This is a genomic window from Nocardia sp. NPDC058640, assembly GCF_042716995.1.
Classification (GTDB): domain Bacteria; phylum Actinomycetota; class Actinomycetes; order Mycobacteriales; family Mycobacteriaceae; genus Nocardia.
Genome location: NZ_JBHXRG010000001.1, coordinates 950,744 through 976,168, shown reverse-complemented (window position 1 = coordinate 976,168; position 25,425 = coordinate 950,744). Strand labels below are relative to the sequence as shown.

Annotated in this window: 26 protein-coding genes; 15 read left to right on the top strand and 11 right to left on the bottom strand. The window is 67.0% G+C overall.

The genetic code is table 11. The features are described from left to right. The first annotated feature begins 12 nt into the window (after nucleotides 1-12). Genes ACFWU5_RS04690 through ACFWU5_RS04680 form a run of 3 tightly spaced genes read left to right on the top strand, consistent with a single transcriptional unit; the run spans nucleotide 13 to nucleotide 2,095 of the window. Complete coding sequence (locus ACFWU5_RS04690; protein WP_379266165.1) at nucleotides 13-957, top strand: HpcH/HpaI aldolase/citrate lyase family protein; 945 nt, start codon at nucleotides 13-15, stop codon at nucleotides 955-957. Nucleotides 958-1,014: 57 nt separating this feature from the next. Then, entirely contained in the window at nucleotides 1,015-1,509 is a 495-nt protein-coding gene (locus ACFWU5_RS04685) for a general stress protein (RefSeq protein ID WP_378609102.1), read from the top strand. A 4-nt stretch (nucleotides 1,510-1,513) separates the two neighbouring features. Further along, nucleotides 1,514-2,095, top strand: a complete 582-nt coding sequence (locus ACFWU5_RS04680; protein ID WP_379266164.1) for a suppressor of fused domain protein — start codon at nucleotides 1,514-1,516, stop codon at nucleotides 2,093-2,095. Here the strand turns inward: ACFWU5_RS04680 and ACFWU5_RS04675 are convergent. Continuing rightward, nucleotides 2,092-3,153, bottom strand: a complete 1,062-nt coding sequence (locus ACFWU5_RS04675) for a magnesium and cobalt transport protein CorA (protein WP_379266221.1) — start codon at nucleotides 3,151-3,153, stop codon at nucleotides 2,092-2,094. The two genes, ACFWU5_RS04680 and ACFWU5_RS04675, sit on opposite strands and share 4 nt — an antisense overlap. Before the next feature lie 95 nt (nucleotides 3,154-3,248). Between ACFWU5_RS04675 and ACFWU5_RS04670 the strand changes: the two genes are divergently transcribed. The 5 genes from ACFWU5_RS04670 (at nucleotide 3,249) to ACFWU5_RS04650 (ending at nucleotide 7,860) form a co-directional block, all read left to right on the top strand. Then, nucleotides 3,249-4,103: a PHP domain-containing protein gene (locus ACFWU5_RS04670; protein WP_379266163.1), complete on the top strand. Its 855-nt coding sequence runs from the start codon at nucleotides 3,249-3,251 to the stop codon at nucleotides 4,101-4,103. Next, complete coding sequence (locus ACFWU5_RS04665; protein ID WP_379266162.1) at nucleotides 4,100-4,366, top strand: hypothetical protein; 267 nt, start codon at nucleotides 4,100-4,102, stop codon at nucleotides 4,364-4,366. Before ACFWU5_RS04670 ends, ACFWU5_RS04665 begins: the two co-directional genes overlap by 4 nt. Nucleotides 4,367-4,417: 51 nt before the next feature. Then, nucleotides 4,418-5,968 (top strand): FAD-binding protein, encoded by a 1,551-nt coding sequence (locus ACFWU5_RS04660; protein WP_379266161.1) that lies wholly within the window; start codon nucleotides 4,418-4,420, stop codon nucleotides 5,966-5,968. Between the two features lie 390 nt (nucleotides 5,969-6,358). Then, a complete protein-coding gene (locus ACFWU5_RS04655) occupies nucleotides 6,359-7,579 on the top strand; it encodes an NADP-dependent malic enzyme (protein ID WP_379266160.1) in 1,221 nt (406 codons plus the stop codon). 71 nt (nucleotides 7,580-7,650) lie between these two features. Beyond that, a complete protein-coding gene (locus tag ACFWU5_RS04650; RefSeq protein ID WP_379240067.1) occupies nucleotides 7,651-7,860 on the top strand; it encodes a hypothetical protein in 210 nt (69 codons plus the stop codon). A 54-nt stretch (nucleotides 7,861-7,914) separates the two neighbouring features. Here the strand turns inward: ACFWU5_RS04650 and ACFWU5_RS04645 are convergent, their stop codons facing one another. The 4 genes from ACFWU5_RS04645 to ACFWU5_RS04630 form a co-directional block, all read right to left on the bottom strand. Next, the gene (locus tag ACFWU5_RS04645; RefSeq protein WP_379266159.1) at nucleotides 7,915-8,622 is read right to left on the bottom strand and encodes an ABC transporter permease; all 708 of its coding nucleotides are present in this window, start codon (nucleotides 8,620-8,622) and stop codon (nucleotides 7,915-7,917) included. Beyond that, a complete protein-coding gene (locus ACFWU5_RS04640; RefSeq protein ID WP_379266158.1) occupies nucleotides 8,619-9,278 on the bottom strand; it encodes an ABC transporter permease in 660 nt (219 codons plus the stop codon). The genes ACFWU5_RS04645 and ACFWU5_RS04640 overlap by 4 nt, the downstream gene beginning before the upstream one ends. Further along, nucleotides 9,275-10,423, bottom strand: coding sequence for an ABC transporter ATP-binding protein (locus ACFWU5_RS04635; RefSeq protein WP_379266157.1), 1,149 nt, complete (start codon nucleotides 10,421-10,423; stop codon nucleotides 9,275-9,277). Before ACFWU5_RS04635 ends, ACFWU5_RS04640 begins: the two co-directional genes overlap by 4 nt. A gap of 85 nt (nucleotides 10,424-10,508) precedes the next feature. Then, on the bottom strand, nucleotides 10,509-11,393 hold the full coding sequence (locus ACFWU5_RS04630) for an ABC transporter substrate-binding protein (RefSeq protein ID WP_379266220.1): 885 nt from the start codon (nucleotides 11,391-11,393) through the stop codon (nucleotides 10,509-10,511). A 247-nt stretch (nucleotides 11,394-11,640) separates the two neighbouring features. Here ACFWU5_RS04630 and ACFWU5_RS04625 point away from each other — a divergent pair, with 247 nt between their 5' ends. The 4 genes from ACFWU5_RS04625 to ACFWU5_RS04610 all read left to right on the top strand — a co-directional run bounded on the left by ACFWU5_RS04625 (nucleotide 11,641) and on the right by ACFWU5_RS04610 (nucleotide 15,201). Then, on the top strand, nucleotides 11,641-12,222 hold the full coding sequence (locus ACFWU5_RS04625; protein WP_379266156.1) for a hypothetical protein: 582 nt from the start codon (nucleotides 11,641-11,643) through the stop codon (nucleotides 12,220-12,222). Between the two features lie 79 nt (nucleotides 12,223-12,301). Further along, complete coding sequence (locus ACFWU5_RS04620) at nucleotides 12,302-12,796, top strand: GNAT family N-acetyltransferase (RefSeq protein WP_379266155.1); 495 nt, start codon at nucleotides 12,302-12,304, stop codon at nucleotides 12,794-12,796. A 198-nt stretch (nucleotides 12,797-12,994) separates the two neighbouring features. Continuing rightward, nucleotides 12,995-13,678, top strand: coding sequence for a PadR family transcriptional regulator (locus ACFWU5_RS04615; RefSeq protein ID WP_379266154.1), 684 nt, complete (start codon nucleotides 12,995-12,997; stop codon nucleotides 13,676-13,678). Between the two features lie 26 nt (nucleotides 13,679-13,704). Further along, nucleotides 13,705-15,201, top strand: a complete 1,497-nt coding sequence (locus ACFWU5_RS04610; RefSeq protein ID WP_379266153.1) for a DHA2 family efflux MFS transporter permease subunit — start codon at nucleotides 13,705-13,707, stop codon at nucleotides 15,199-15,201. A 69-nt stretch (nucleotides 15,202-15,270) separates the two neighbouring features. Here the strand turns inward: ACFWU5_RS04610 and ACFWU5_RS04605 are convergent, their stop codons facing one another. After that, complete coding sequence (locus tag ACFWU5_RS04605) at nucleotides 15,271-16,812, bottom strand: molybdopterin-dependent oxidoreductase (RefSeq protein WP_379266152.1); 1,542 nt, start codon at nucleotides 16,810-16,812, stop codon at nucleotides 15,271-15,273. A 114-nt stretch (nucleotides 16,813-16,926) separates the two neighbouring features. Here ACFWU5_RS04605 and ACFWU5_RS04600 point away from each other — a divergent pair, with 114 nt between their 5' ends. Then, entirely contained in the window at nucleotides 16,927-17,634 is a 708-nt protein-coding gene (locus ACFWU5_RS04600; RefSeq protein ID WP_379266151.1) for a cutinase family protein, read from the top strand. Nucleotides 17,635-17,686: 52 nt separating this feature from the next. Here ACFWU5_RS04600 and ACFWU5_RS04595 read toward each other — a convergent pair whose 3' ends face one another. From ACFWU5_RS04595 to ACFWU5_RS04580, 4 genes are all read right to left on the bottom strand, one after another. Continuing rightward, nucleotides 17,687-19,483, bottom strand: a complete 1,797-nt coding sequence (locus ACFWU5_RS04595) for an AMP-dependent synthetase/ligase (RefSeq protein ID WP_379240079.1) — start codon at nucleotides 19,481-19,483, stop codon at nucleotides 17,687-17,689. Nucleotides 19,484-19,575: 92 nt separating this feature from the next. Further along, nucleotides 19,576-20,529: an alpha/beta hydrolase gene (locus tag ACFWU5_RS04590; protein WP_379266150.1), complete on the bottom strand. Its 954-nt coding sequence runs from the start codon at nucleotides 20,527-20,529 to the stop codon at nucleotides 19,576-19,578. A gap of 16 nt (nucleotides 20,530-20,545) precedes the next feature. Next, nucleotides 20,546-21,379, bottom strand: a complete 834-nt coding sequence (locus ACFWU5_RS04585; protein ID WP_379266149.1) for an SDR family NAD(P)-dependent oxidoreductase — start codon at nucleotides 21,377-21,379, stop codon at nucleotides 20,546-20,548. Further along, complete coding sequence (locus ACFWU5_RS04580) at nucleotides 21,376-22,920, bottom strand: flavin-containing monooxygenase (protein ID WP_379266148.1); 1,545 nt, start codon at nucleotides 22,918-22,920, stop codon at nucleotides 21,376-21,378. The genes ACFWU5_RS04585 and ACFWU5_RS04580 overlap by 4 nt, the downstream gene beginning before the upstream one ends. Nucleotides 22,921-22,988: 68 nt before the next feature. Between ACFWU5_RS04580 and ACFWU5_RS04575 the strand changes: the two genes are divergently transcribed. Then, complete coding sequence (locus ACFWU5_RS04575; RefSeq protein WP_379266147.1) at nucleotides 22,989-23,615, top strand: TetR/AcrR family transcriptional regulator; 627 nt, start codon at nucleotides 22,989-22,991, stop codon at nucleotides 23,613-23,615. A 3-nt stretch (nucleotides 23,616-23,618) separates the two neighbouring features. Here the strand turns inward: ACFWU5_RS04575 and ACFWU5_RS04570 are convergent, their stop codons facing one another. Then, nucleotides 23,619-24,200 (bottom strand): helix-turn-helix domain-containing protein, encoded by a 582-nt coding sequence (locus ACFWU5_RS04570; RefSeq protein ID WP_379266146.1) that lies wholly within the window; start codon nucleotides 24,198-24,200, stop codon nucleotides 23,619-23,621. Nucleotides 24,201-24,282: 82 nt separating this feature from the next. On the opposite strand from ACFWU5_RS04570, the gene ACFWU5_RS04565 reads away from it, so the two are divergent. Continuing rightward, on the top strand, nucleotides 24,283-25,380 hold the full coding sequence (locus ACFWU5_RS04565; protein ID WP_379266145.1) for an NAD(P)/FAD-dependent oxidoreductase: 1,098 nt from the start codon (nucleotides 24,283-24,285) through the stop codon (nucleotides 25,378-25,380). Nucleotides 25,381-25,425: the final 45 nt, after the last annotated feature.

Here is a 25,425-nt window from a genome sequence, read left to right as displayed (position 1 = left end):
GTCAAGGAGTCGTTGTTGTCGAAGCCACGCCGATCGGTGCTCGCCGTGCCGGGCAGCAATCCGAAGATGATCGCCAAGGCGAAGACCCTGCCCGTGGACGAGGTGTTCCTCGATCTCGAGGACGCGGTGGCGCCCGGTGCCAAGGCCGCGGCGCGCGCGAACATCGTGGCCGCGCTCAACGAACCGGGCTGGGGTTCGCAGCTGCGGGTGGTGCGGGTCAACGACTGGTCCACCGAGTGGACCTACGCCGATGTGATCAGCGTGGTCGAAGGCGCGGGTCGCTGGTTGGAAGCCATCCTGTTGCCCAAGGTCACCGACGCCGGTCAGGTGCAAGCCCTTGACCTGCTGCTGACCCAGTTGGAGAAGGCCTCCGGCCTCGAGGTCGGCCGGATCGGCATCGAACCGCAGATCGAGAACGCGCTGGGCCTGCGCAATATCGACGCGATCGCCACCGCGAGCCCGCGCGTGCAGGCGCTGGTGTTCGGGCCCGCCGATTTCATGGCCAGTATCAATATGCGCACGCTGGTGGTCGGCGAGCAGCCCGAAGGCTATGACACCGGCGATGCCTACCACCACATCCTGATGACGATCCTGCTCACCGCCCGCGCGCACGGCCTGCAGGCCATCGACGGCCCCTACCTGCAGATTCGCGACGTCGACGGTTTCCGTCGGGCCGCGGGCCGCACCGCGGCACTGGGTTTCGACGGCAAATGGGTCCTGCACCCCGGCCAGATCGACGCCTGCAATGAGATCTTCAGCCCGCGCCAGGCCGACTACGACCGCGCCGAGTTGATCTTGGAGACGTACGCCTTCCACACCTCCGAGGCGGGCGGCGCGCGTGGTGCGGTGATGCTGGGAGATGAGATGATCGACGAGGCCAGCGCCAAAATGGCCCAGGTTATCGCCGACAAAGGTCGAGCTGCCGGGATGACGAGAACACCCGCTCGAGCGCAGTGAGCGGAGTCGACACGTCGCACTTCGGCACAGTCGGCCGACGAATAGCAGAATAGGACTATGACGAATCCCTTGGGCAACTCGAATCGCGGGCGGCAGGCGTTGCCGACGCCGCCGTCGGGCTGGCCGGTCGGCTCGTATCCGACCTACGCCGAGGCGCAGCGCGCGGTGGACTACCTGGCCGACGGGCAGTTCCCGGTGCAGGATGTGACCATCGTCGGTGTCGATCTGATGCAGGTCGAGCGGGTGCTGTACCGGCTTACGTGGGGCAAGGTCATCGGCGGCGGCGTGGTGTCGGGCGCGTGGTTGGGTCTGTTCCTGGGTCTGCTGCTGAGCCTGTTCACCACCACCGGCGGCGCGATCGGCCCGCTGGTCGTGGGCTTGCTGGGCGGCATCGTATTCGGCGTGATCACCACCTCGATTCCCTACGCGGCCACCAAGGGTCAGCGCGACTTCGCCTCGACCATGCAGTTGGTCGCGGGCCGGTACGACGTGCTGTGTGACCCGAAGTCCGCCGAACGCGCCCGCGATTCGCTGGCCCGATTGGCGCTGTAGCGCAATGGATGTGGAGAACACGGTCCGCGCCGCGGTGCTGGACCACTTCGAACTCGAACGCGCACAGGTCGATTCGGCGTCGCTGACTTTCCTCGGGCTGGAACCCATTGAGATCCTGCGCATTCCGGGTGACGGTGCGGTGCACTACGCGACGCTGGGCGGGTCACGTCATCCGATGGGCGACCCGTCCGATCTACTGGCCGACCCGGTGCGCGGGCCACGCGCGGAGCTGGTGCTGACCTTGCTGATGGGCGCGGACCAGCAGGTCGGGGTCGCCAAATCGCTGGGCATCCTGATCGCGTCACCGTCGGTGGAAGGTGTTGTGCTGCAAGCCGATGCGTTGATCGACCTCGGAGAACCGTTGTGGCGCAACGCGAAATTCTCCGCGGTGGTGCTGGGCGACAGCGACATCGCGCCGATCCCGCTGCCCGACCCCGCCGATCCGGTGCGCTACCTCAGTGTCACCCCGGTGACCGCCACCGAGGCCGCCTGGGTGCGCCTGCGCGGTGCGCAAGCCCTACGCGACGCGTGGGCCGAGGCAGGCATCGACGTGCGCGATCCCGAACGCGGTGCGGTGAGTCTCTAGAGCCACCCGTTACGCCGGAAACTGCGGTAGAGGAACAGGCAGATCACCACCATGGTCCCCAGCACCGCGGGATAACCCCACACCTGGTGCAGTTCCCACATGTGGTCGAAGTTCATGCCGTAGATACCGGCGATCGCCGTGGGTACCGCCGCCATCGCCGCCCAGGCCGAGATCTTGCGCATGTCGGTGTTCTGCTGGACGCTGATCTTGGCCAGCGCCGCGTTGACCAGCCCACTGAGCGCCTCGTCGAAGTACGAGATGTGGTCGGACACGCTGGTGTGGTGGTCGGCGACATCGCGCATGTACCGGCGGATCTCCGTCGGAATCGGTAGATCGGGGTCGGTGGTCAGCTTCGCCAGCGGAATCGCCAGTGGCGACACCGCGCTGCGTAGTTGCACGACTTCGCGTTTGAGCTGGTAGATCGACCCGAGGCCGACTTTGGAGGTGGGGGTGAACACCTCCTCCTCCATCTCGTCGATATCGCCGCCGATGAACTCGGTGACCTCGACATAGGTGTCGACCACGTGGTCGGCCACCGCGTGCAGCACCGAGGTCGGGCCGAGTTTCAGCTGGTCGGGGTGCCTTTCCAGCTTGTGGCGCACGCTGGACAGATGGGTGTGTTCCCCGTGGCGCACGGTGATGGCGAACTTCGGCCCGGTGAACACCATGATGTCGCCGGTCTCGACGATCTCGCTGATCGAGTCGATGTCGTGGTCGATGTAGCAGACCGTGCGCATCACCAGGAACAGCATGTCTCCGTAGCGTTCGAGCTTGGGACGCTGGCGGCCCTCCACCGCGTCCTCCACCGCCAGCGGGTGCAGTTCGAAGGTCGAGGCGATGTCGTTCATCTGGGTGCTGTCGGGGTCGTGCAGGCCGATCCACACGAAGCCCGAATCGGACTTGCTCGCCTCGATTTTGGCCTGTTGCGGCGTGAAATGGCCCGGTACGCGCTTGCCGTCGACGTACACCCCGCAGTCCACGATCGCCCGCGCGGTCGGCACGGGCACGGTCGCGGGCGCGGCCTTCGCCTTGCGGCGTGGCCCGTGGAACGACGACATCGGCGAGAGGGAGGGCACCAGCCCGACCCTACGGGCAGGCACCGACCATGCCCAGGAACGCGCGGGAGCCGAGACCGCACTGTAAGACTGAGGGTGTGCGCATCGACTTGCATACCCATTCCACCGCCTCCGACGGCACCGACACCCCCGCCCAGCTGGTGCGTCATGCCGCCGCGGCCGGTCTCGACGTCGTCGCGATCACCGACCACGACACCACCGGCGGCTGGGCCGAAGCCGAAGCGGCGCGCCCGCCCGGTCTCACGCTGGTGCGTGGCATGGAGATGTCGTGCACGGGCATGGGCGAGGACGGCTTTCCGGTGCCCGTGCATCTGCTGGCGTACCTGTTCGACCCCACCGACCGTGGCTTCGCGCTGGAACGCGAGCGGTTGCGCGGCGAGCGCGTGGCCAGGGTGCGCGCGATGGCGGAGAAGATGGCCGCCGACGGGCTGCCGATCGATCCGGTCGAGGTGATGGCGACCGCGGGTCCGGCGGTGGGCAGGCCGCATCTGGGGCAGGCGTTGGTGGCAGCCGGGGTAGTCGAGAGTGTGAACGAGGCGTTCGTCGATCTGCTGGCCCCGCACGGTCGGTACTACGCCGAGAAGGCGGACACCCCGCTGACCAGGGCCGTGCAGTTGATCGCCGACGCGGGCGGGGTCAGCGTGATCGCCCACGCCCGCGCCCGCAGACGCGGCAGACTGCTCGCGCTGGACGAGATCCGAAACCTGGCCTCGCTCGGTCTCACCGGCCTCGAGATCGACCACCCCGATCACAGCGACGCCGATCGTGGTGTGCTGGGCGACCTTTCGCGCGAACTCGGCCTGGTGCGAACGGGTTCCTCGGACTATCACGGCAGCAACAAGACGACCGCGATCGGCGCGTGCGGCACCGACCCCGATCAGTACGAAGCCCTGATCGACCAGGCGAGCGGAACGCCGGTGATCGCCCCGTGACCCTGGTGCGCACCGTCAGCGGTGTGGTCGCGGGCGGGGTGGTGGTGCTGTTGTGCGTGGTGATCGGCGCCGCGGTGGTCGGGCAGAGCCGGAACTTTCCCGGGCCGGGCGCGGAGTCGCTGGGCTGGCATTGCGTGGCCGCGGTGGTGGTGATCGTGGCGCAGGTCTTCGCCGATCGTCGCCGTGGAATGTCGGCTGTGTTCGGATCGGCCGTCGTCATGATCACGGCCGGTGTATTGCTTTGGACACAATGGTGGGGTTGACGGCCGCGTAGTGGTTGCGGTCGGGTGAACTGTGCCCGAACATTTCTCTTTGTGACCGGTATCGAAACGGATGTCCTGATCCTCGGCGGTGGACCCGCCGGGCTCTGGGCCGCCGTCTCGGCCGCGGCCGCCGGCGCGCGCGTGGTGCTGGTGGACAAGAGTCGCTGCGGATCCAGCGGCCCCACCGTGTACGGCACGACCCTGCTGTGGGACCTCGCGCCCGGTCCGGACCGCGCCGACGCGGTCGACAGCGCGTTCACCGCGGGCGGCGGCCTGGGGGATCGGGCCTGGTTGCACCGTGTCGCCGACGAATCCCACCGCCGCCTGCAGACCTGGTCGGGCACCCGACACCGCGTCCCCGACCGCGACGCCACCTGCGCGCGCTTCGACGGCGCGAGCTACCTGCGCCGCCTGCGCCGCGGCGCACTCGAGGCGGGCGTGCGCATCCTCGACCATCACCCGGCCCTGCAACTGCTCGTCGACCCGGCGGGCACGGTCGTGGGCGCGGCGGGCATCCAGCGCCACAACAAGTTTCGGCCGTGGACCATCAGGGCGGGCGCGGTCGTGATCGCCACCGGTGGGTGCGCGTTCCTGTCCGGCGGCGCGGGCACCGAGGTGAACACCGGCGAGGGCCTGCTGATGGCAGTCGAGGCCGGTGCCGAACTGGCGGGCATGGAATTCTCCAGCGCCTACGGCCTGGCCCCGGTGCTGTCGCGCGTGCAGCCGCACCCGGTCGTGGCACCCGGCCTATCGGTGCATTTCGCCGCGCTCTACGACGAAGCAGGCACCGAACTGCCCGGCCGGTACCCCGCGGCACTGACCGCGATCGCCGACGGCAGAAGGGTTTTCGCGTCCCTGCACGAAGTACCCGACACCGTCCGACACTGGCTGAGCAGGCACGGCGCGATCGACGCCGCGGGCCGGTTACCCGTGCGCGCGGTCTTGGAGGGCACCATCCGCGGCGCGGGCGGACTGGCACTGGCCGATCGCGCCTGCGCGACCAGCGTGCGCGGGCTGTTCGCCGCGGGCGACGCCGCCGGACGCGAGGTCGTGGCCGGAGCAGCGGGCCGAATCGGCGGCTTGCGCGGGGCGTGGGCGCTGGCGTCGGGCAGCTGGGCCGGTGCGGGCGCGGCCGCGTTCGCCCGTGCCACCGACCGCACCGCGTTCGCCCGCGCTGTCCCCGGCGCGGGACTGGGCCCGCACGCCCACATCGACCCGCGTTCGGTGATCGGCCTGGTCCAGGAGCACACCCTGCCGCTGCGCCGCAGCTACCGGCGCAGCGCGGGCAGCCTGGCCGACAGCATCGCAGAACTCGACGCCATGTGGCCCGGTGCCCAATTCGAACTGGGCGGCATCGGCGTCGGGCAGGTGCGGGCCAGGCAGGCCGCGGCCCTGCTCGCGGTCGCGCGCTGGGCCGGTTACAGCGCGCTCGAGCGCACCGAGAGCCGCGGCATCCACCGTCGCATCGACCATCCCGACGCGCGGTCGGACTGGCGGGTGCGGTTGCGCTGTGGTGGCCTGGACGACGTGTGGGTGCGCCGCGAACAAGCCCCGCAGCCGCGCGACGGCGAGCTCACCGCGGGCACCCCCGCCGCGGTATGACTGTTCACCGGATGTTCGGCCCCAACTGCGAGTTTTCGCTAACGCCACCGCAATTGCGCGGGTTTACCCTCGACGGATGACGCGGTTTGGCAACACCTACGCCGTGCTGGCAGAATGTTGCGGATTCCCTTCCCTTGCCACCGCCGGGATCGGGGACCTTGGAGACCTTCCGTTTCGCGACGCACCTTCGCGGACAGGGCCGACCCGTTTTGCTCGCCCGGACACACCCGTTCGGTTCCGCTGCACGGATCAGTGCCGCGCCATGCGTACCGGTTCCTACCGGGCAACGCGTGCGACCGCGCACCCGCGCAGTGTCCTATAAACCTCAGTTCCGATATACCCGGCGGTAACCGTCCCCCGGTTGAGCCCGACTCGAGCAGGAGTGAAATCGTGTCACCTGTGACTGACGCACCGAATGCCACCGCGGCGCCCAAGGCCGATGACGCAGCGAGCCTCGCTGCCATCACCGATGACGAGATCTTCGCGGGTCACCTCGGCGGCAAGCTGTCGGTCGAGCTGGCCGCGCCGCTCGAGACCCAGCGCGATCTGTCCATCGCCTACACCCCCGGTGTCGCCCAGGTCAGCCGCGCGATCGCCGAGGATCCCGCGCTCACCAAGCGCTACACCTGGACCGACCGCCTCGTGGTCGTGGTCAGCGACGGCACCGCCGTGCTGGGCCTCGGTGACATCGGCCCGCGCGCCTCGCTGCCGGTGATGGAGGGCAAGGCCGCGCTGTTCAAGAAGTTCGCGGGCCTGAACTCGATCCCGCTGGTGCTGGACACCACCGACCCCGACGAGATCGTCCAGACCCTGATCCACCTGCGCCCCAGCTTCGGCGCGGTGAACCTGGAAGACATCTCCGCCCCCCGCTGCTTCGAAATCGAACGCCGCGTCATCGAGGCGCTGGACTGCCCGGTCATGCACGACGACCAGCACGGCACCGCCATCGTGGTGCTGGCCGCCCTCAAGGGCGCGGCCGCGGTGCAGGGCCGTGACATGTCCGCGCTCAAGGTGGTCGTGTCCGGCGCCGGTGCGGCCGGCGTGGCCTGCTCGAACATCCTGCTCGCCGCCGGTATCCCGGACGTGGTCGTGCTCGACTCGAAGGGCATCGTCAGCACCGGTCGCGACGGCCTCAACGGTGTCAAGGCCGACCTGGCCGCCCGCTCCAACCCGCGCGGCCTGACCGGCGGCCCCGCCGACGCGCTGGCCGGTGCCGACGTGTTCCTCGGCCTGTCCGCGGGCAAGATCGGTGAGGAGCTCATCGCCTCGATGGCCCCCGAGGCGATCGTGTTCGCGATGTCCAACCCGGACCCCGAGATCCACCCCGACGTGGCCGCCAAGTACGTGGCCATCGTGGCCACGGGTCGCAGCGACTTCCCGAACCAGATCAACAACGTGCTCGCGTTCCCCGGCGTGTTCAAGGGTGCCCTGGATGCCGGCGCCCGCCGCATCACCGAGGGCATGAAGGTCGCCGCCGCGAACGCGATCTTCGGTGTGGTCGCCGACGAGCTCGCGGTCGACAAGATCATCCCGAGCCCCCTCGACCCGCGCGTGGCTCCGGCCGTCGCCGAGGCCGTGGCGGAAGCGGCGCGCGCCGAGGGCGTCGCCTAGTTTCTCCGTCGACAGCGCCCTCGTTCCCACCGGAGCGGGGGCGCTGTCGTGTTGTCTGGGATCATCGGATGATGACCACGATCACCGTGCAGCTACCCGACGAGGTCTACGAACAGCTGGCAGCCGGGGCCGAGGCTGACGGTGTGTCGGTGAATGTGGCGATGGTGTTGGCCGCCCAGGAATGGATCCACGCGCAAGCCCAGCGTTCGCTCGGTCGCGCCAGGATGCAGGAGGTGCTGGCCGACGACCCGCACCTGCGCGCACTTCTCGGCGACGACTGACCCTGCGGGACCGGCGAAATCGTACAATCGGGCCTCGAAAAATCAGTTTTCTGATTATTTCGTCGCGTTTTGTACGATTACGCCGGTGTCCGCCGGTCGCGTGACCCGGCCGGACCCTGGCGCGCTGGCCCACACCGCCACCGCGAGCAGCCCGTCGAGTACCAACGCCAGGATCGCGACCAACAGCGCGCCGACCAACACCAGGTCGTACCGGTACAGGCCGATCCCGTCGAAGATGTACCGACCCAGCCCGCCGAGGTTCACGTACGCCGCGATCGTCGCGGTGGCCACGACTTGCAAAGTGGCACTGCGCAACCCGCCCAGCAGCACCGGCATCGCATTGGGCACCTCGACCCGGAACAGGATCTGACTCTCCGTCATCCCCATCGCCCGCGAGGCGTCCACCACATCGGTGGGCACGTTCGCGATCCCCGCATAGGCCCCCGCCAGCAGCGGTGGAATGCCGACGGTGATCAACGCCAGCAGCGGCGGAATCAACCCCAGGCCCAGCCCGAGCACCAGAAACGTCAGCAGACCCAACGTCGGCAGCGCCCGCATCGCATTGGCGAACCCGACCATCACCGCACTACCGCGCCGCGTGTGCCCGATGAGCAGACCCAACGGCACCGCGACCACCGCCGACAACGCCACCGCGAGGAAGCTGTACCAAAGATGTTGCAGCAGGCGGTGTTCGATCCCGGTGGGTCCGCCCCAGTTCGCACCGTCGCTGAGGTAGTTCCAGGCTTCGAGGAAAAGGTTCACGAGCGTGCCCCTTTCGCGCGGGCGTCCGCACGGGTCCACGGGGTGGCGAGTTTGCCGAGCAGGAACACCAGCCGGTCGAAGATCAGTGCCAGCACCAGCGTGACGATGATGCCCGCGATGATCTGGTCGGGGTAGTCACGTTGGTAGCCCTGCGTGAACAGTTTGCCCAGACCGCCGACCCCGATCAGCGCACCCACCGACACCATCGCGATATTGGTGACCACCACCACGCGCAGGGATGCCGTGAAAACCGGTAGCGCCAACGGCATATCGACGGTGACAGTTCGTCGGAGTCTGCCGAACCCGATCGCATCGGCGGCATCGATCACGCTGACGGGCACGGTATCGAGCGCTGTCGGCACCGCGATCAACAGCAGCGCGGTCGAATACACGGTGAGTGCGATGATCACATTGAGTGGGTCGATCATCGAGATGCCGATCATCGGGGGAATGATCACGAACAGCGCGAGCGAGGGAGTCGTGTAGGCCAGGCTCGAAACCGTCGTGGTAATCCTTCTGGCCCAACGATTTCCGTGCACCAACGCACCCACCGGAATCGCGATCACCAAGCCCAGCAGTAATGGAACCAGCGCCAATATCAGGTGGGTGCGAGTGATCGTCATGATGTCGGCGAAGTTGTCGATCAGGTACCTCACGGCGCGCCCTGGATAAAGAACTCCCGGTTGCGCTCGGTGTCTTCGGCGACCCGCTGTTCGGCGAGCTGGGTCAGCACATCGGTGGCGAGCAGTCCGCCGCGCACCGCCCCGGTTTCGTCGACGGCGACGCCGACGCCCGAGGGGGAGGAGATGGCCGCGTCCAAGGCCTGGCGCAGGTCGCCGTCCGGGGTGAACAGCGAGCCACCGGCAGAAACGCTGGCGTCCAGGGGTTTTCCAGCGCGCACACCCTCGACGCCGGTCACGTCGATCCAGCCGCCAGGCTTCCCGTCGCCATCGACAATGAGCGCCCATTCGCCCTGTGTGAGTCGCAATCCGGGGATGTCCCCGGCTTCAACCGTTCGAATCGGCGCCAGCACAACAGCATCCGCGTTGCGAAACGACAGCCCCCGATAACCGCGATCCCTGCCGACGAACCCGGCGACGAAATCCGTTGCGGGCTGCGCCAATACACGCTCAGGTGTGTCGTACTGCTGCAGCACCCCACCGCGACCGAACACCGCGATCTTGTCGCCGAGCGTGATCGCCTCGTCGATATCGTGCGTCACGAACACAATCGTTTTCTGCAGTTCCGCCTGCAGCCGCTGCATCTCCGACTGTAATTCCGCCCGCACCACCGGGTCGACCGCACTGAACGGCTCGTCCATCAACAGCACCGGCGGATCCGCGGCCAACGCCCGCGCCACCCCCACCCGCTGTTGCTGGCCACCCGACAGTTGCGACGGATACCGTTCCGCCAGACTGCGATCCAGCCCGACCCGGTCCATCACCTCGAGCGCCGCGGCCCGCGCGGCATTGCGCGACTGCCCCAGCAGCATCGGCACGGTCGCCACATTGTCGATCACCTTGCGGTTGGGCAGCAGCCCGCCGCTCTGGATCACGTAGCCGATGCCCAGGCGCAGTTTCACCGGGTCCACGGTCGCGATGTCGCGGCCGTCGATGGTGATGGTGCCCGCGGTGGGATCGACCATCCGGTTGATCATGCGCATCGACGTGGTCTTGCCGCACCCCGACGGGCCGACGAATACGGTGAACGAACCCGATTCGATATTCAGATTCAGGTCGCGTACCGCGTGCGTGCCGTTCGGATAGGTCTTGTCGATCCCGCGGAATTCGATGTCGGACAACGGTTACTCCTAACGGCGAGTACGCCTAGAGGACGCTGTTGGCTAGGCCATCCGAAGACGCGCATGGCGCTGCGAAGGCCTACGCCTAGCCGATGGGGGAGTTCAAACCCTGTGCGGTGATCCAGGCCAGTGCCGCGGCTTTCGGTTCGATCTTGCTGTCACCGGAGACCGCGGTGTTGAGCGAAATGAGTTCGGCGGTGGTCAGTTTCGCCGACACCGCATCCAATACCGCCACGGCTTTGTCGGTCTTCTTCGCGGAATTGAACAGCGGCACCACATTCTGTGCCGCGAAATTGTGTTTCGGATCGGTGAGTACGACCAGGTTGTTCTGTGCGATCGCCTGCGAGGTGGTGAAGATATCGGCCGCGTTCACCTGTCCGTCTACCAGGGCGCGCACCGTCGCGGGCCCGCCGCCGTCGGCGATCGGCACGAAATTGCCCGCGCTGATATCCAGGCCGTAGATCTTCTTCAAACCGGGCAGCCCGCCCGGACGCTCCGCGAATTCGGCCATCGCAGCGAATTTCACCTCCGCAGAATGCGGTGCCAGGTCCTCGATGGAGGTCAGGCTCCACTTGTCGGCGGTGGCGCGGGTGACGACCACGGCGTCGGAATCCTCGCCGGGGGCGGGCGTAGCGATGGCCAGGTCCTCGCCCAGCGCCTTGGTCAGCGCCGCGTTCACCTCGGGGGCGGCGGTGGCGGTGGCGTCTTTGTCCAGGTATTGCAGCAGGTTGCCGGTGTATTCCGGGATCAGTGAGATCGCGCATTGGCGCAGCGCCGGAATGTAGGCCTCGCGGCTGCCGATATCGAACTTCGTGTCGACCTTGAAGCCGTTGATCCGCAGCACTTCGGTGTAGATGTTGGCCACGGTCTCGGATTCGGGGAAATTGGCCGACCCGACGATCAACGCGTCACTGGTGCAATCCCCCTTGGCAGCAAGCGGATCGGAGTTGCCGCAGGCGGACACGATCATGGCGGCGGCCAGTGCGACGGCCGCGGCGAGCACCCGGCCCGCCCGCACGGCGAGGCGGCGTGCCGGTCGACGTTGTCGGGATGACGAGCAGGCGTTGGCGGTTTTCACTGGTGTCCTTCCGGCAAAGGCGGGCAGTGCGCTGTGCGTGCGACGCGGGCGCCACAGGTACATTCTGATTGTTCATACTGCCCGCCGTCGGGCCGAATTGCGCGGGTTGACGGCAAATACGGAAAGTTGGTGTCGCCGGATGCTGTCGGCCGTAGCGCGCAGAACCGCCACCGTCATCCTTGCCGCCACCTGCGTTTTCACCACCGTTTCCTGCACTTCCGATCAGGCACGACCGGTGGTCGCGGTAGGCGCGGATTCCTCCACGGAATCAGTTCTACTCGCGCAGATCTATTCCCAAGCCCTGGCCCGAACCGGCACCCCCACGACCGTGATCACCGGATTGCCCACGCCGCTGGCCGATCTCGACGCAGGCACCATCGCGGTCCTACCCGCCCGCAACGGCGCCCTCCTCGACCGCTGGAACCCCACCTCACCCGCCCGCAAACCCGACGAGGTCACCACGGCGGTCAATGCCGCCCTCCCACAAGGCCTTTCGGTAACAGACGCAGCAGACGGCACCAGCCCCACCAACACCCCCCGCGCCGAAAACATCCTCGCCGTCTACCGCTCCGGCATCTTCAACCGCCAACAGCTCAAAAAACTCAACTACGTAGCAGGCGAACTGACCACCGAAGCCCTGACCGAGTCGCTCCACCAGATCAACACCGGCACCACCCCCGCCGACGCCGCCCGCACCTGGCTGGACGCCCACGCCCTCTGACAGTCCCGTGCGGAGCCGGGGATTCCGAATGACCTTGTGCGGCAACCCACAACGTCGAAAGGCGGGAGGCATCGATCCCATGAACGCTCGCACCCCCTGGGCTATCCATCCCGCCGACCCACATTCCCCCGCGGCCGCCGCCCTGCTCCGCCACTACCTGGCCGAGATGATCACCCGCTACTACGCCCGCCCCACCGACGACGCGGAAATCGACCACCACCTCGCCACCGGCCACCACAGCAACGACCTGACCCCACCCACCGGCCTATTGCTGCTGGCCCACCGAGACGAACACCCCGTCGGCTGCGCAGGCATCCGCCGCCTGACCCCCCACACCTGGGAACTGACCCGCATGTACGTCCACCCCCGAGCCCGCGGCACAGGCCTGTCCACCGCCCTACTCCACACAGCCGAAACCGCCGCCCACCACCTGGGCGCCCACACACTCCGCCTCAACACCCGCAAAGACCTCCTCGAGGCCCGCGCCCTGTACGCGAGGCACGGCTACACCGAAATCCCGCCCTACGGCGACGACCCCTTGGCGGATCACTGGTTCGAAAGGTCGCTGGTCTGACCGGACCTGAGCTGGACGGTTGATCACCAGGCGATCACGCAAACATCGCCCGAGAAGAAAAATCCACCATGGCCTGGTGATCGGCTGTCCAGGTCGGGGCTCGGCGTGTTGGGGCGCCGAGGTGGGGGTGATCTTGCCAAGGGGGGTTTCGCTCCGTATATTCCTAGTGGAATATTTGGCGTGGAGTATGGAGGTTCTGTGGTGGCGCAGCCTGGGCGGAATGCGATGACGCCGTTGGCTATCGCTGTGCTGGCGTTGCTCGATGAGCGGCCTATGCATCCGTACGAGATGTATCAGCTGTTGATCGCTCGGCGGGAGGATCTGCTGGTCAAGGTGCGGCCGGGTTCGCTGTATCACGTGGTGGCGCGGTTGGCCGATGACGAGATGGTGGTGGCCGAGGGGATCGGGCGGGCGGGGAATCGGCCCGAGCGCACGACCTATCGGATTGCCGAGTCGGGGCGAAATGCGTTGCGGGGCAGGATCGCCGAGTTGTTGCGCGCGCCTGTGCAGGAGTACCCGATCTTTCGGTTGGCGTTGGCCGAGGCGCACACGCTGCCGCTGGAGCAGGTGATGGCGTTGCTCGACGAGCGGGTGGAGCACCTGACGCGCGAGCAGGCTGACCTGGACGCGCTGCTGGACTGGACCCGCAACAGGGCCGTGCCGCGCCGCTATTTCGTTGTCCTGGAATACATTCGCGCCACCCTCCACGCCGAACTGACCTGGATCGCGGCCTTCGCCGCCGAGTTGGGCAGCGGCGCGGTGCCGTGGGAACAGTTCGACCCCGAGACCGGCGAACGCGTCCACGACGAGCACAAGCATCACTGGCCGGCCGGGGATCACCCCGGTGCCGCGACCGAGCCCCGCCGGGCTGCCCGCAAGTGACCCCTCCGCAGATGGGAACGAATTCGATGACCACCCAACGTAATCCGTGGCTGGCGCTGTTCGCGCTGGTGGTCGGGTTCTTCATGATCCTGCTGGACATGACGATCGTGGCGGTCGCCAACCCGGCGATCATGACCGAGCTGCACACCGACATCTCCAGCGTCATCTGGGTCACCAGCGCCTACCTGCTCACCTACGCGGTGCCGCTGCTGGTCACCGGCCGCCTCGGCGACAAATTCGGGCCGAAGAACATCTATCTGATCGGCCTCGCGGTGTTCACCGCCGCCTCGCTGTGGTGCGGACTGTCGGGCAGCATCGGCATGTTGATCGCCGCGCGCGCCGCCCAGGGCATCGGCGCCGCGCTGATGACACCGCAGACCATGGCCGTGATCACCCGCACCTTCGCGCCGGACAAGCGCGGCGCCGCGATGGGCCTGTGGGGTGGGGTGGCCGGGCTGGCGACGCTGATCGGCCCGATCATGGGCGGCGTGCTGGTGGACAACCTCGGCTGGGAATGGATCTTCATCGTCAACGTGCCGGTCGGCATCATCGCGTTCGGGCTGGCCGTGTGGTTGGTGCCGTCGCTGCCGACCAGCGACCACAAGTTCGACATCGTCGGCGTGGTCCTGAGCGGCATCGGCATGCTCGCGTTGGTTTTCGGTATCCAGGAAGGCAATTCGCAGGATTGGTCGCTGCGGATCTGGCTGCTGATCGGGTTCGGTGTGGTGATGCTGATCGTGTTCGTGATCAACCAGTCGCGCAACAAGGGTGAGCCGCTGGTGCCGCTGAGTCTGTTCCGCGACCGCAATTTCGCGCTGTCGAACCTGGCGATCGCCGCGATGGGCGCCGCGGTCACCTCGATGATGGTGCCGTCGTACTTCTACCTGCAGGCCGTACGGGAGATGTCACCGACCATGTCCGCGCTGATCTTCGCGCCGATGGCGATCATCACCGGGATCACCGCGCCGTTCATCGGCAAGGTCTCCGACCGCCTGCCCCCACGTCTGCTGCCGACCGTCGGTTTCGTGCTGTTCGCCGGTTCCGTGGCCTCGTTCGGCCTGCTCATGAGCCCCGATTCGTCGGTCGTGTGGTTCCTGATCGCGGCCGGCGTCGGTGGCCTGGCCAGCTCCTGCATCTGGGCCCCGCTGGCCTCCACCGCCACCCACAACCTGCCGGTCGCCCAGGCCGGTGCGGGCGCGGGCATCTACAACACCACCCGCCAGGTCGGCGCGGTCCTGGGCAGCGCCGCGATCAGCGCGCTGATCGCCGCCCGCCTCACCGCCAACGGCCTGAGCGAAGGCGGCCCCGTCGGCGAAGGCACCGCCACCGGCCCGCTGCCACCGCACGTCCTCGACGAATTCAGCACCTCGCTGGCCCAGTCGATGATCCTGCCCGCCGCGATCCTGGTGATCGGCATCGTCGCGTCGGCGTTGTTCGTCGGCCACGGGAAGTCCGGTGCGCGCAAGCCCGAGACGCAGGACGCCGATCCGGCCGGTGCGTATGTGGGCGGTAGACCGGCGTAATCGCCCACTTCGCACGATTTCGATCAGTTTTCTGACTGAACGGGCACGAAGTGGGCGATTACGCCGGTTTCAACTCACCTGGATGGTGAGGGTGGGGTAGCCCGTCGCACCGTCGGGGACGACGTCCTGGGAGACGGCGGTTTGGGGGCCGGCGGGGTCGAAGGTGCGGGCGCGCACGGTGTGTTGGCCGGGGGTGGCGTCCCAGTCGTAGGTCCATTGGCGCCAGGTGTCGATGGTGACCTCGGTGGACAGGCGGGCAGGCCGCCAGTCGCCGTTGTCGATCTGCACTTCGACGCCGGTGACGCCGCGATGCTGCGCCCAGGCGACACCGGCGATCACGGTGCGGCCCTGGGGAATTCGGCTGCGCGGCGTATCGATGCGGGTGCCGGTTTTGATGGGGCCGTGCGCCGACCACCCGCGGCGGGTCCAGTAGGCGGTGGCCTTGTCGAAACGGGTGACCTCGAGTTCGGTGACCCACTTGGTGGCGGACACGTAGCCGAACAGACCGGGCACGACCAACCGTGCCGGATAACCGTGCTGGATCGGGAGGGGTTCGCCGTTCATGCCGATGGCGAGCAGGGCGTCGCGCCCATCGGTGAGAACAGACAGCGGACTGCCCGCCGTCCAGCCGTCCTTGCTGTGGGACAGGACCATGTCGGCGTCGGGGAGCGGGCGCGCTTCGGCGAGGAGTTCGTCGAGGCGATAGCCGAGCCAGCGGGCGTTGCCGATGAGGTCGCCGTTGATCGGATTGGAGACGCAGGCGAGGGTGACCAGGCGCTCGACCGGGGTGCGACGCAGCAGGTCGTCCCAGGTGAGAGTGATTTCCTGTTCGACCATGCCGTGGATGCGCAGCGTCCAGGAGTCTGTGGAGACCTGGGGAACGATCAGCGCGGTGTCGATGCGGTAGAAGTCGCTGTTGGGGGTGATGTAGGAGGTGAGCCCGGGGACTCGCAGATCGGCGTCGGCCGGAAGGGCGGGTAACGGTGTTGCGGCCCTTGGCAATTCGACGGTTTCGCGCTCGGCTGTCACGTCACGTCGGGCCCCACCGAGTAAGCGCCCCGCGAGCCCGGCCCCGATGGCCAACACCCCGGCCGCCGCGATCCCACCGAGCACTCGCCGTCGACCGGCCTTCGCGACGAGTGCCTCGCCGGGCCTGTCCGTGACGTCGGCAGCCGATTCCGACGGTGCGGATGCCGCGTCGATCCGACGGGTCAGCCCACGCAACGCGAGAATGCCGGCAGCGGTACCGATCAGTGCGGGCAGCGCACCGGAGAATCCGCCGATTCGCCCGGCACCGATGACTGCCGCGGCCACCCCGAAAATCGCGAACGCGACAGATCCGACCGGCCGGGCTGTCCGCTCGAACACTCCGGAGATGCCCGCGACGACAACCGCGACAACGCCCATGCACGCGAACAACACGGCCTTGTCGCTGGTCCCGAAGGTCGAAATGGCCCACTCCCGAACACCGTCGGGCGTGTGGTCGACCACCGTGGCCCCGATCGCGTACGCGGGCGCACTACCGGCCCCGGCGAACGCCGCGACCAATTCCGCCACCCCGAGCACCACCGCGGCAGCCACAATCCCGGCCACCGCCCGCAAAACCACCATGAACCGAGCCTACGTCGCGATCAGGATGCCTTTCGGTCCAGTAGAACGGCCGGGCTTTCGGCGCGCCGGTGGCGAAGACGCTGGTGGGAGGGATCGGTCGGTATTCTGCGCGGCATGACAGCACGTTCTCTCAGCCGATTCGTGTCTGCAGTGTTCTTGGCAGCCGCGATTCCTCTGGTATCGCCCACTTCCTCTCTGGCCGCGCCCTGTTCGGATATCGAGGTGGTGTTCGCTCGTGGCACCGCTGAACCGGGTGGGGGGCTCGGGCTTACCGGTACGTCGTTTGTCGAGGCGGTGCGGTTGAACGCCGGCGGGCGGTCGGTGTCCTCGTACGGGGTCGACTACCCGGCCAGCGGTGACTTCGCGGACCGACTTGCCTTCGCGCACACCGTGTTGCAGGGGATCAACGACGCGCAGCGCAGGGTCGAGTACATCGCGACCACCTGCCCTGGCACCCGGATCATTCTCGGTGGGTATTCGCAGGGTGCGGCGGTGGCGGGGTTCGCCACCGATGGTGATGTGCCGGAAGGGGTTCCGGCGGAGTACCGGTCGTATCTGCCCGAGCCGATGGCGCCGGAGGTGGCCGAGCATGTCGCGGCGGTCGCGCTGTTCGGGAAGCCGTCGGATCGGTTCATGCGCGACGCGGAGGCGCCCCCGGTGACGCTGGGCGCGGACTACACGGCCAAGACCATCGACCTGTGCATCCCGTCCGACAACATCTGCGACGGTTCCCCTCTGGCCCAACCCAATGCGCTGCACACCCTCTACGGCATCAACGGAATGACCCTGACCGCAGCACAATTCGCACTGCAACGAGTGTAGAAAGCCGAAAGGCCGGTTGCGACAAAGCAACCGGCCCTTCGAACTGAACGGACTAGGAGTAGATCTTGTCTACTTCGCCCGCGTACTGCTTCATCACCACGGCGCGCTTGAGCGACATCTTCGGGGTGAGCTCACCCGTTTCCTGGGTCCAGTCGACCGGCAGGATGCGGATCTTCTTGATCGCCTCGGCCTTGGAGACCTTGCTGTTGGTCTCGTCGATCGCGGCCTGCACCTCGGCCACCAGGGCCTCGTTCTCGATCAGGGTCTCGATCGCGGTGTCCGCGGCCACGCCGTTGCGGTCCTTCCAGCCCGGCAGGGCTTCGGGATCCAGCGTGATCAGGGCGCCGATGAACGGCTGACCGTCACCCACGACCATGACCTGGCTGATCAGCGGGTGCGCGCGCAGGGAATCCTCGAGGATCGCGGGGGAGACGTTCTTGCCGCCCGCGGTGACCAGGATTTCCTTCTTGCGACCGGTGATGGTGACGAAGCCGTCGGCGTCGATGGCACCCAGGTCGCCGGTCTTGAACCACCCGTCGACGAAGGATTCCTCGGTGGCCTCGGCGTTGCCCCAGTAGCCGTCGAACACGACCGAGCCCTTGAGCAGCAGCTCGCCGTCTTCGGCGATCTTGGCCGCGTGGCCCTGGATCGGGCGACCGACCGAGCCGACGCGGATGAACTGCGGGGTGTTCACGGTGAACGCGGCGGTGGTCTCGGTCAGACCGTAGCCTTCGTAGATCGTGACGCCCGCACCACGGAAGAAGTGGCCCAGACGCGCGCCCAGCGGGCCGCCACCGGAGACAGCGGCCAGGCACTGACCACCAAGCGCCGCGCGCAGCTTGCTGTAGACCAGCTTGTCGAACACGAAGTGCTTGACCTTCAGCGCCAGGCTCGGGCCGCCCGGGGTCTCGAGCGCGGTGCTGTAGGCGATCGACACGTCGGCGGCGGCGTCGAAGATCTTGCCCTTGCCCGCGTCGTGCGCCTTCTGCTTGGCGGAGTTGAACACCTTCTCGAACACGCGCGGCACCGACAGGATGAAGTCGGGCTTGAAGTCGCCGAACTGCTCCACCAGGGTGGTCCAGTCCGAGCTGTGGCGGATGGTCACCTTGGAATCGAAGGCGATCAGCGCGACCGCGCGGGCGAACACGTGCGCCAGCGGCAGGAACAGCAGGGTCTTCTGACCCTCGGACACGAACGAGCTGAGTTCGATGCCACCCGAACGCGATTCGGCGTACAGGTTGGCGTGGGTCAGCTGCACGCCCTTGGGCTTGCCGGTGGTGCCCGAGGTGTAGATCAGGGTGGCGGGGGAGTTCGCGCCGACCTGCTTGCGACGCTCGTGCACGACGGAATCGTCGAGGTCCGCGCCACGCTCGGTCAGGGTGTCGATCGCACCCTTGTCGATCTGCAGGGTCTCGCCCAGCTTGGGCAGCGAGCCCGCGTCGATCTCGTCGATCGTGGCGCGGTGCTTGTCGTTCTCGACGACCAGGATCTTGGTCTCGGAATCCTGCAGGATCCACTTGGCCTGCTCGGCGGCCGAGGAATCGTAGATCGCGACAGTGACGCCACCGGCGGCCCAGATCGCGAAGTCCAGCAGCGTCCACTCGTAGCGAGTGGCCGCCATGATCGCGACCCGGTCGCCCAGCTCGACGCCCGAGGCGATCAGGCCCTTGGCGACGCCGGTCACCGCGGTCTCGAACTGCTTCGCCGTGACGTCGTTCCAGCCGCCGCTGCCGTTCGGGACGTTGAACAACACCGTGTTCGGCGTCTCCTGCCCGAAGCGGAAGACGTTGTCGGAATTGTTCGCGTCCTCCGGGATGGTGTAGGAAGCCGGAACTTCGAACTCTCGCATCTGTGCCCTTCCAGTGGGTTCTACTCGCCAGTAATCTACGACACGTTTGGCCGGGTCGCGATATCGCCGTCCAAAATGCCCGTCACCAGGCTTTATCGTAAATCGTCGATCGATACTGGCTGAATTGCTTCTCGCAGGAATTCTGCGAGTTCGCTCAGAGCCGTCGCAGCCTCGGTGACCAGCGCGGCCTGTAGTTGCGCGACGTGCCAGAGGCCGCGGGTTTCGGTGAAACGGACGTGCACGCCCGCGCCACGCAGGCTGGAGACCAAGGTCGAACACTGGTTGTGCAGCAGTTCGCTGACATCGACTTGCACATAGGTGGGCGGCAGGCCGATGAGGTTTCCCCGCAGCGGGGCATAGCCCGCTTCGGTGGTGGCGGCGTCGCCGAGGTAGTGAGCGGCGCACGCCTGCGACCACGTCCGGTTGATCACCAGATCGCGGTCCCTACTGGGTATTTCGGTGGGGTCGGACCAGGGTGCGATCAGGCCCAGAGCGGCGGGGGTGAGCTGGTGCCGTTCGATCAGTCGCTGCGCCAACGCCAGGGCCAGACCGCCGCCCGCGGAGTCGCCCGCGATGCAGATCTGCTCGGGCCGGTAGCCGACATTGCCGACCAGGTCCAAGAACGCGGCCTCGGCGTCGTCGAGACCGGCCGGGAACGGATGTTCCGGTGCCAGCCGGTAGTCCAGCGAGTACACCGCGCACGAGGTCTCCTGCGCGAGTCGAGCCACCATCGAACGGTGCGTGGCGATCGAACAGACCACGTAACCACCGCCGTGCAGGTACAAGATCGCGCCCGCTGCCCGCTCCGGCGGCACCGCGCGGGTACGCGAACCCGGAATAGCGGTGTCGGCAATGACGCGTTCAGCGGGGCGACCGCCCAGCTGCAGGTGCTGCACGACGGTGCCGTCGGGCAGCAGCTGCAGCCGGGAGAACGCATCGAGCAGCGCACGCTGCACCACGATCGGCACGCGCACGTTCAGCGTCACCCGATACAGCGGGTCGAGCACGGCACGGACGATCGGCAGCGGAATCTTGAACTCGCGCATGGTTTTTCCTGGTGTGTCAGTGGGGCATGAAGCGGCCGTTGATCACGGCCGAGATGCGGTTGTAGCCCGAGGCCAGGAAACGCACGCTCACGTCGAGTACCTTGGCCTCCCAGCCGATCAGCACGCGGGCGTGGCCCTTGCGCACACCCTCGGTGATGGTCTGCGCAGCCATCTCGGGGGAGTGAATGGCCAGGTACTTGTCGAACAGGGTGGCGGCGTTGGCGCCGTCCATGCCCTCGGCGTAGGTGGCGTTGCGGGCGACGGCGGTCTTGATGCCGCCGGGGTGCACGCAGGTGACCTTGACCGGCGCCTTGGCGACCTTCATCTCCTGGAACAGCGCCTCGGTGAAGCCGCGCACGGCGAACTTGGCCGAGTTGTAGGCCGCCTGGCCGGGCACGGTGACCAGGCCGAACAGGCTGGACACGTTGACCACGTGACCGTCGCCGGACTCGATCAGCATCGGCAGGAACGCCTTGGTGCCGTTGACGACACCCCAGAAGTCCACATCCATGATGCGTTCGATGTCTTTGAACTCGGTCTTGATCACGTCGCCGTGGTAGGCGATGCCCGCGTTGTTGTAGATCTGGTGCACGACACCGAAGTGCGCCTTCACCTGATCCGCGTACAGCAGAAACGCTTCGCGCTCAGCGACATTGAGCCGATCGGACTTGACCTGCGCGCCCAGCTTCTCGCACGAGGCCACGGTCTGGGCCAGGCCCTCGGCGTCGATATCGGACAGCGCGAGCTTGGCGCCACGGGCGGCCAGGTTCTCCGCCAGTGCCCGACCGATGCCGGAACCGGCTCCGGTGATCACGCAAACTTTGTTCGTGAAGTAAGCATCTTTGCTCACTGTGCTGCCACCACTTTCAGATCGGCGCCTGCGGCGTCCACGGTTGTCGTAGTGTAGGCCGCGGCATCGAAATGCCGTGTGAGCCTACGGAATTCGAAGGTGAAGTCCGGCCACAACGTGGTGTTGTTGCCGTGCTTGTCCAGGTACCAGCTAGCGCAGCCGCCGGTGTTCCAGACTGTCTTGCCCAGCTTTTCCTGCAGGTCGGCGTTGTAGGCCTGCTGCACGTCTTCACGCACCTCGACGGTGCGCAAACCCTTGGCGTCGATGGTGGCCAACGCATCGCTGACGTAGTTGATCTGCGATTCGATCATGTACACCATCGAGGTGTGGCCCAAACCGACGTTCGGGCCGACCAGGAAGAACATATTGGGGAAGTTCGCGATCGCCGCGCCCTTGTAGGCCTGCTGGCCGATCTGGTCGAACACCTCGGCCAGCGTGCGCCCGTCGCGCCCGACCATGGCGTTGTAGGTCGGGGAATCGGTCACGTGGAAGCCGGTGGCCACGATCAGCGCGTCGATCTCGCGCTCGGTGCCGTCCTTGGTCACGATGGACCCGGCCTTCACCTCGGCGATGCCGTCGGTGATCACGTCGACATTGTCGCGGTCCAGCGCCGGGTAGTACTCGTTGGAGATCAGCATGCGCTTGCAGCCGATCCGGTAGTTCGGGGTGACCTTCTTGCGCAGTTCGGGATCGCGGATCTCGAACTGCAGCTTGGCGCGCGACAGTCCCTCGAAGGCCTTCATCAGGATCGGGAAGCGGGTCAGGCCAACGACCTGGGTCTCCCGCGCGGCGTAGATGGCGGCGCGCGACAGACGCTGCACAGCCGGAATGTGCTTGAACGCCAACCGTTCCGGCAGCAGGTACGGGCGGTCCATGCGGGGCAGCAGCCACGGCGCGGTGCGCTGGTAGACGTCCAGGCTGGCGACTTTGCTCGCGATGGCGGGCACGATCTGGATCGACGAGGCGCCGGTGCCGATCACCGCGACGCGCTTGTCGGTCAGGTCGGCGTCGTGGTTCCAGCGGGCGGAGTGGAAGATCTCGCCCTCGAAGTCGTTGATGCCCTTGATGTCCGGCAGCGACGGCTCACACAGCGCACCGACCGCGGAGACCACGGTGTCGGCGGTGAACTCGCCCTGCGAGGTGCTGATATCCCACTGGGCGGTGTCGTTGTTCCAGCGGATGGACTGCACGTCGCAGTCGAAGATGTGGTGGTCGAGCACGTCGAAACGCTGCGCGACGCTCTTGATGTAGGCCTGGATCTCGCCCTGCTTGGAGAACGAGCGGGTCCAGTCCGGGTTCGGCGCGAACGAGTACGAGTACAGGTGCGAGGGCACGTCGCAGGCAGCACCGGGGTAGGTGTTGTCGCGCCAGGTGCCGCCGACATCGCTGCCGCGCTCGAGCACGAGGAAGTCGTCGCGACCCTGCTGACTCAGGCGAATGGCCAGGCCAAGGCCCGCGAACCCGCTGCCGACGATGATCGTCTTGGCGTGGCGGACGGCGCGGGGTTCTTCGACGACGTTGTCTGTAACCTTACGACTCATGTAATGCAGAATACGGTCTTATTGAGGCGGAGTCAACAGCTATTGAACTGTATTCAGTAGCGGCTAGGATGGCCTGTGTGACTACCAGGGAGACCAAGCGTGTGCGGCTCAGCCCGGAGGATCGTCGGCTGCAGCTGATCACTCTCGGCGCCGAAATGCTGGCCGACCGGCCGCTCGAGGACATCTCGGTGGACGACATCGCCAAGCTGGCCGGCATCTCGCGCGGGCTGCTGTTCCACTACTTCGCGTCCAAGCAGGAGTTCCACGAGGCGATCGCCCGGCACGTGAGCACCGAGTTCTACGTCGCGATCATGCCCAACCGGGAACTGTCGCTGTTCGACATGCTGCGCGACTCGATCGAACGGTTCGTCGACTACGCGTGCGAGAATTCCGCCTCCTACCGTTCGGCGCTGCGCGGACCCGCCGCCGCCACCGCCGGGCTGTCGGAATATGTGAACCAGACGCGCGCCGCCATCGCCGATCTCATCATCAGCGAACTGCCGCTGCCGCCGGTGGGCACGGAACTGGCCCGGCTGACCCTGGCCGTGCGCGGGTGGATCGCCTTCGTCGAGGAAACGATTCTCACCTGGATGGTCGAAAAGCCGATCAGCCGTGAGCAATTGGTGGATCTGCTGGTCGAGTCGTTGCCCGCGTTGGCGTTGAGTCCGGCGTTGATCGCTGCCTTGCAGGACTGATTCTCAGCTGGACTTCGGTCGGGCGCGCAGGTGGGCGCGTTCGCCCTGTTTGCCGAAAAGGCTGATGAACTCCACGGATTGCTCGTCGGCGGCGCCGAACCAGTGCGGGACATGGGTGCCGAATTCGGCGGCCTCGCCGGGGTTCATGATGAAGTCGTTGTCGCCCAGGATCAGGCGCAGGCGGCCGTTGAGGACGTACAACCACTCGTAACCCTCGTGGACCTGCGGGGTTTCGGGTCGGTTGCGCGCGCCCGGGGCGATGATCATCTTGAACGCCTGGATGCCGCCCGCGCGCTTGGTCAGCGGGAGCATGGTCATGCCGTGGCGGGTGATCGGGCGCAGGTGGATGCGCGGGTCGCCGGTGGGTGGGGCGTCGACGAGCTCGTCGAGGGTGACGCCGTGTGCCTTGGCGAGGGGGAGAAGCAGTTCGAGGGTGGGTTTGCGGTCGCCCGATTCCAGGCGCGACAGGGTGCTCACCGAGATGCCGGTTTCTTGTGAGAGGTCGGCGAGAGTGGTTCGGCGCTGTTTGCGCAGGGTGCGCAGGCGGGGGCCGACCGAGTCGAGGGTTTGGTCCAGGTCGTCCATGGTCTTCAGTTTGCCATGTCGGCAAAGAAGTTTGCCAGTATTGGATGCTCGGGGGCATGGTCGATTTCAGAAGGAGGTCGACATGAATGATTCTTACGAAGTGGTGGTGCTCGGCGGGGGAGCCGCCGGGTTGAACGCGGCGCTGATGTTGGCGCGGTCGCGGCGGTCGGTGCTGGTGATCGACGCCGGGTCGCCGCGTAATGCGCCTGCTCAGGGGGTGCACGGGTTGCTCGGCAGGGAGGGGATGTCGCCGTTGGAACTGCTCGAAGTGGGGCGGGCTGAGGTGCGGGGGTATGGCGGGCACGTGGTGTCGGGCGAGGTGGTCGCGGTCGATCGGGTCACTGAATCCACTTCGCGGGCAAGGGGATTCGATGGCAATTCCAGGGTTGCGGCGGGAGCGCGCGTCAACGGTGCGGATGTCGAGGTGACGCCGAATGGCCTCCGGGTCGACGGCGGGGGCGGTTCACTCGATGTCAGTGGGGCGGCGAACTCGGCGGACTTCCGGGTGACGCTGGCTGACGGGCGAACCGTGCGCGCCCGACGCATCCTGATCGCCACCGGCCTCGCCGACGTGCTCCCCGAGATCCCCGGACTGCGGGAACGCTGGGGCAACGAGGTGCTGCACTGCCCGTACTGCCACGGCTGGGAGGTCCGCGGTCAGCGCATCGCGGTGCTGTCGAGCGGGCCGATGTCAGTGCACCAAGCACTGCTGTTCACCCAACTCAGCGACGACATCGTCTTCCTGGCCCACACGACGTCGTTGACCCTCGAAGACACGGAAAAGCTTGCGGCCCACGGTATTCAGATCGTCGACGGTGAAGTCGTCGAAGTCCTAGCCGACGACCACCTGACCGGAATCCGACTATCCGACGGCACAATCATCGCCCGAGACGCCCTGGTGGTGGCCCCCCGTATGAACACCCGCGCCACCTTCCTGACAGACCTCGGCCTCACCCCCGAACCCCACCCCGCAGGCATCGGCGACCACATCCCCGCCGACCCCGTCGGCCGCACCACGACCCCCGGCGTCTGGATCGCAGGCAACGCCACCGACCCCACCGCCCAAGTCGGCGCCGCCGCAGCGGCCGGAGCGATGGCCGGTGCGCAAATCAACGCGGAGTTGGTCATGGTCGACACCGCCACCGCAGTCGCCGAACGCGCGGCCGGAACACGGGTCTGATCCGGGCCGGCATTTTCACGCACTTCGCGCCGATCCAGTCAGAAA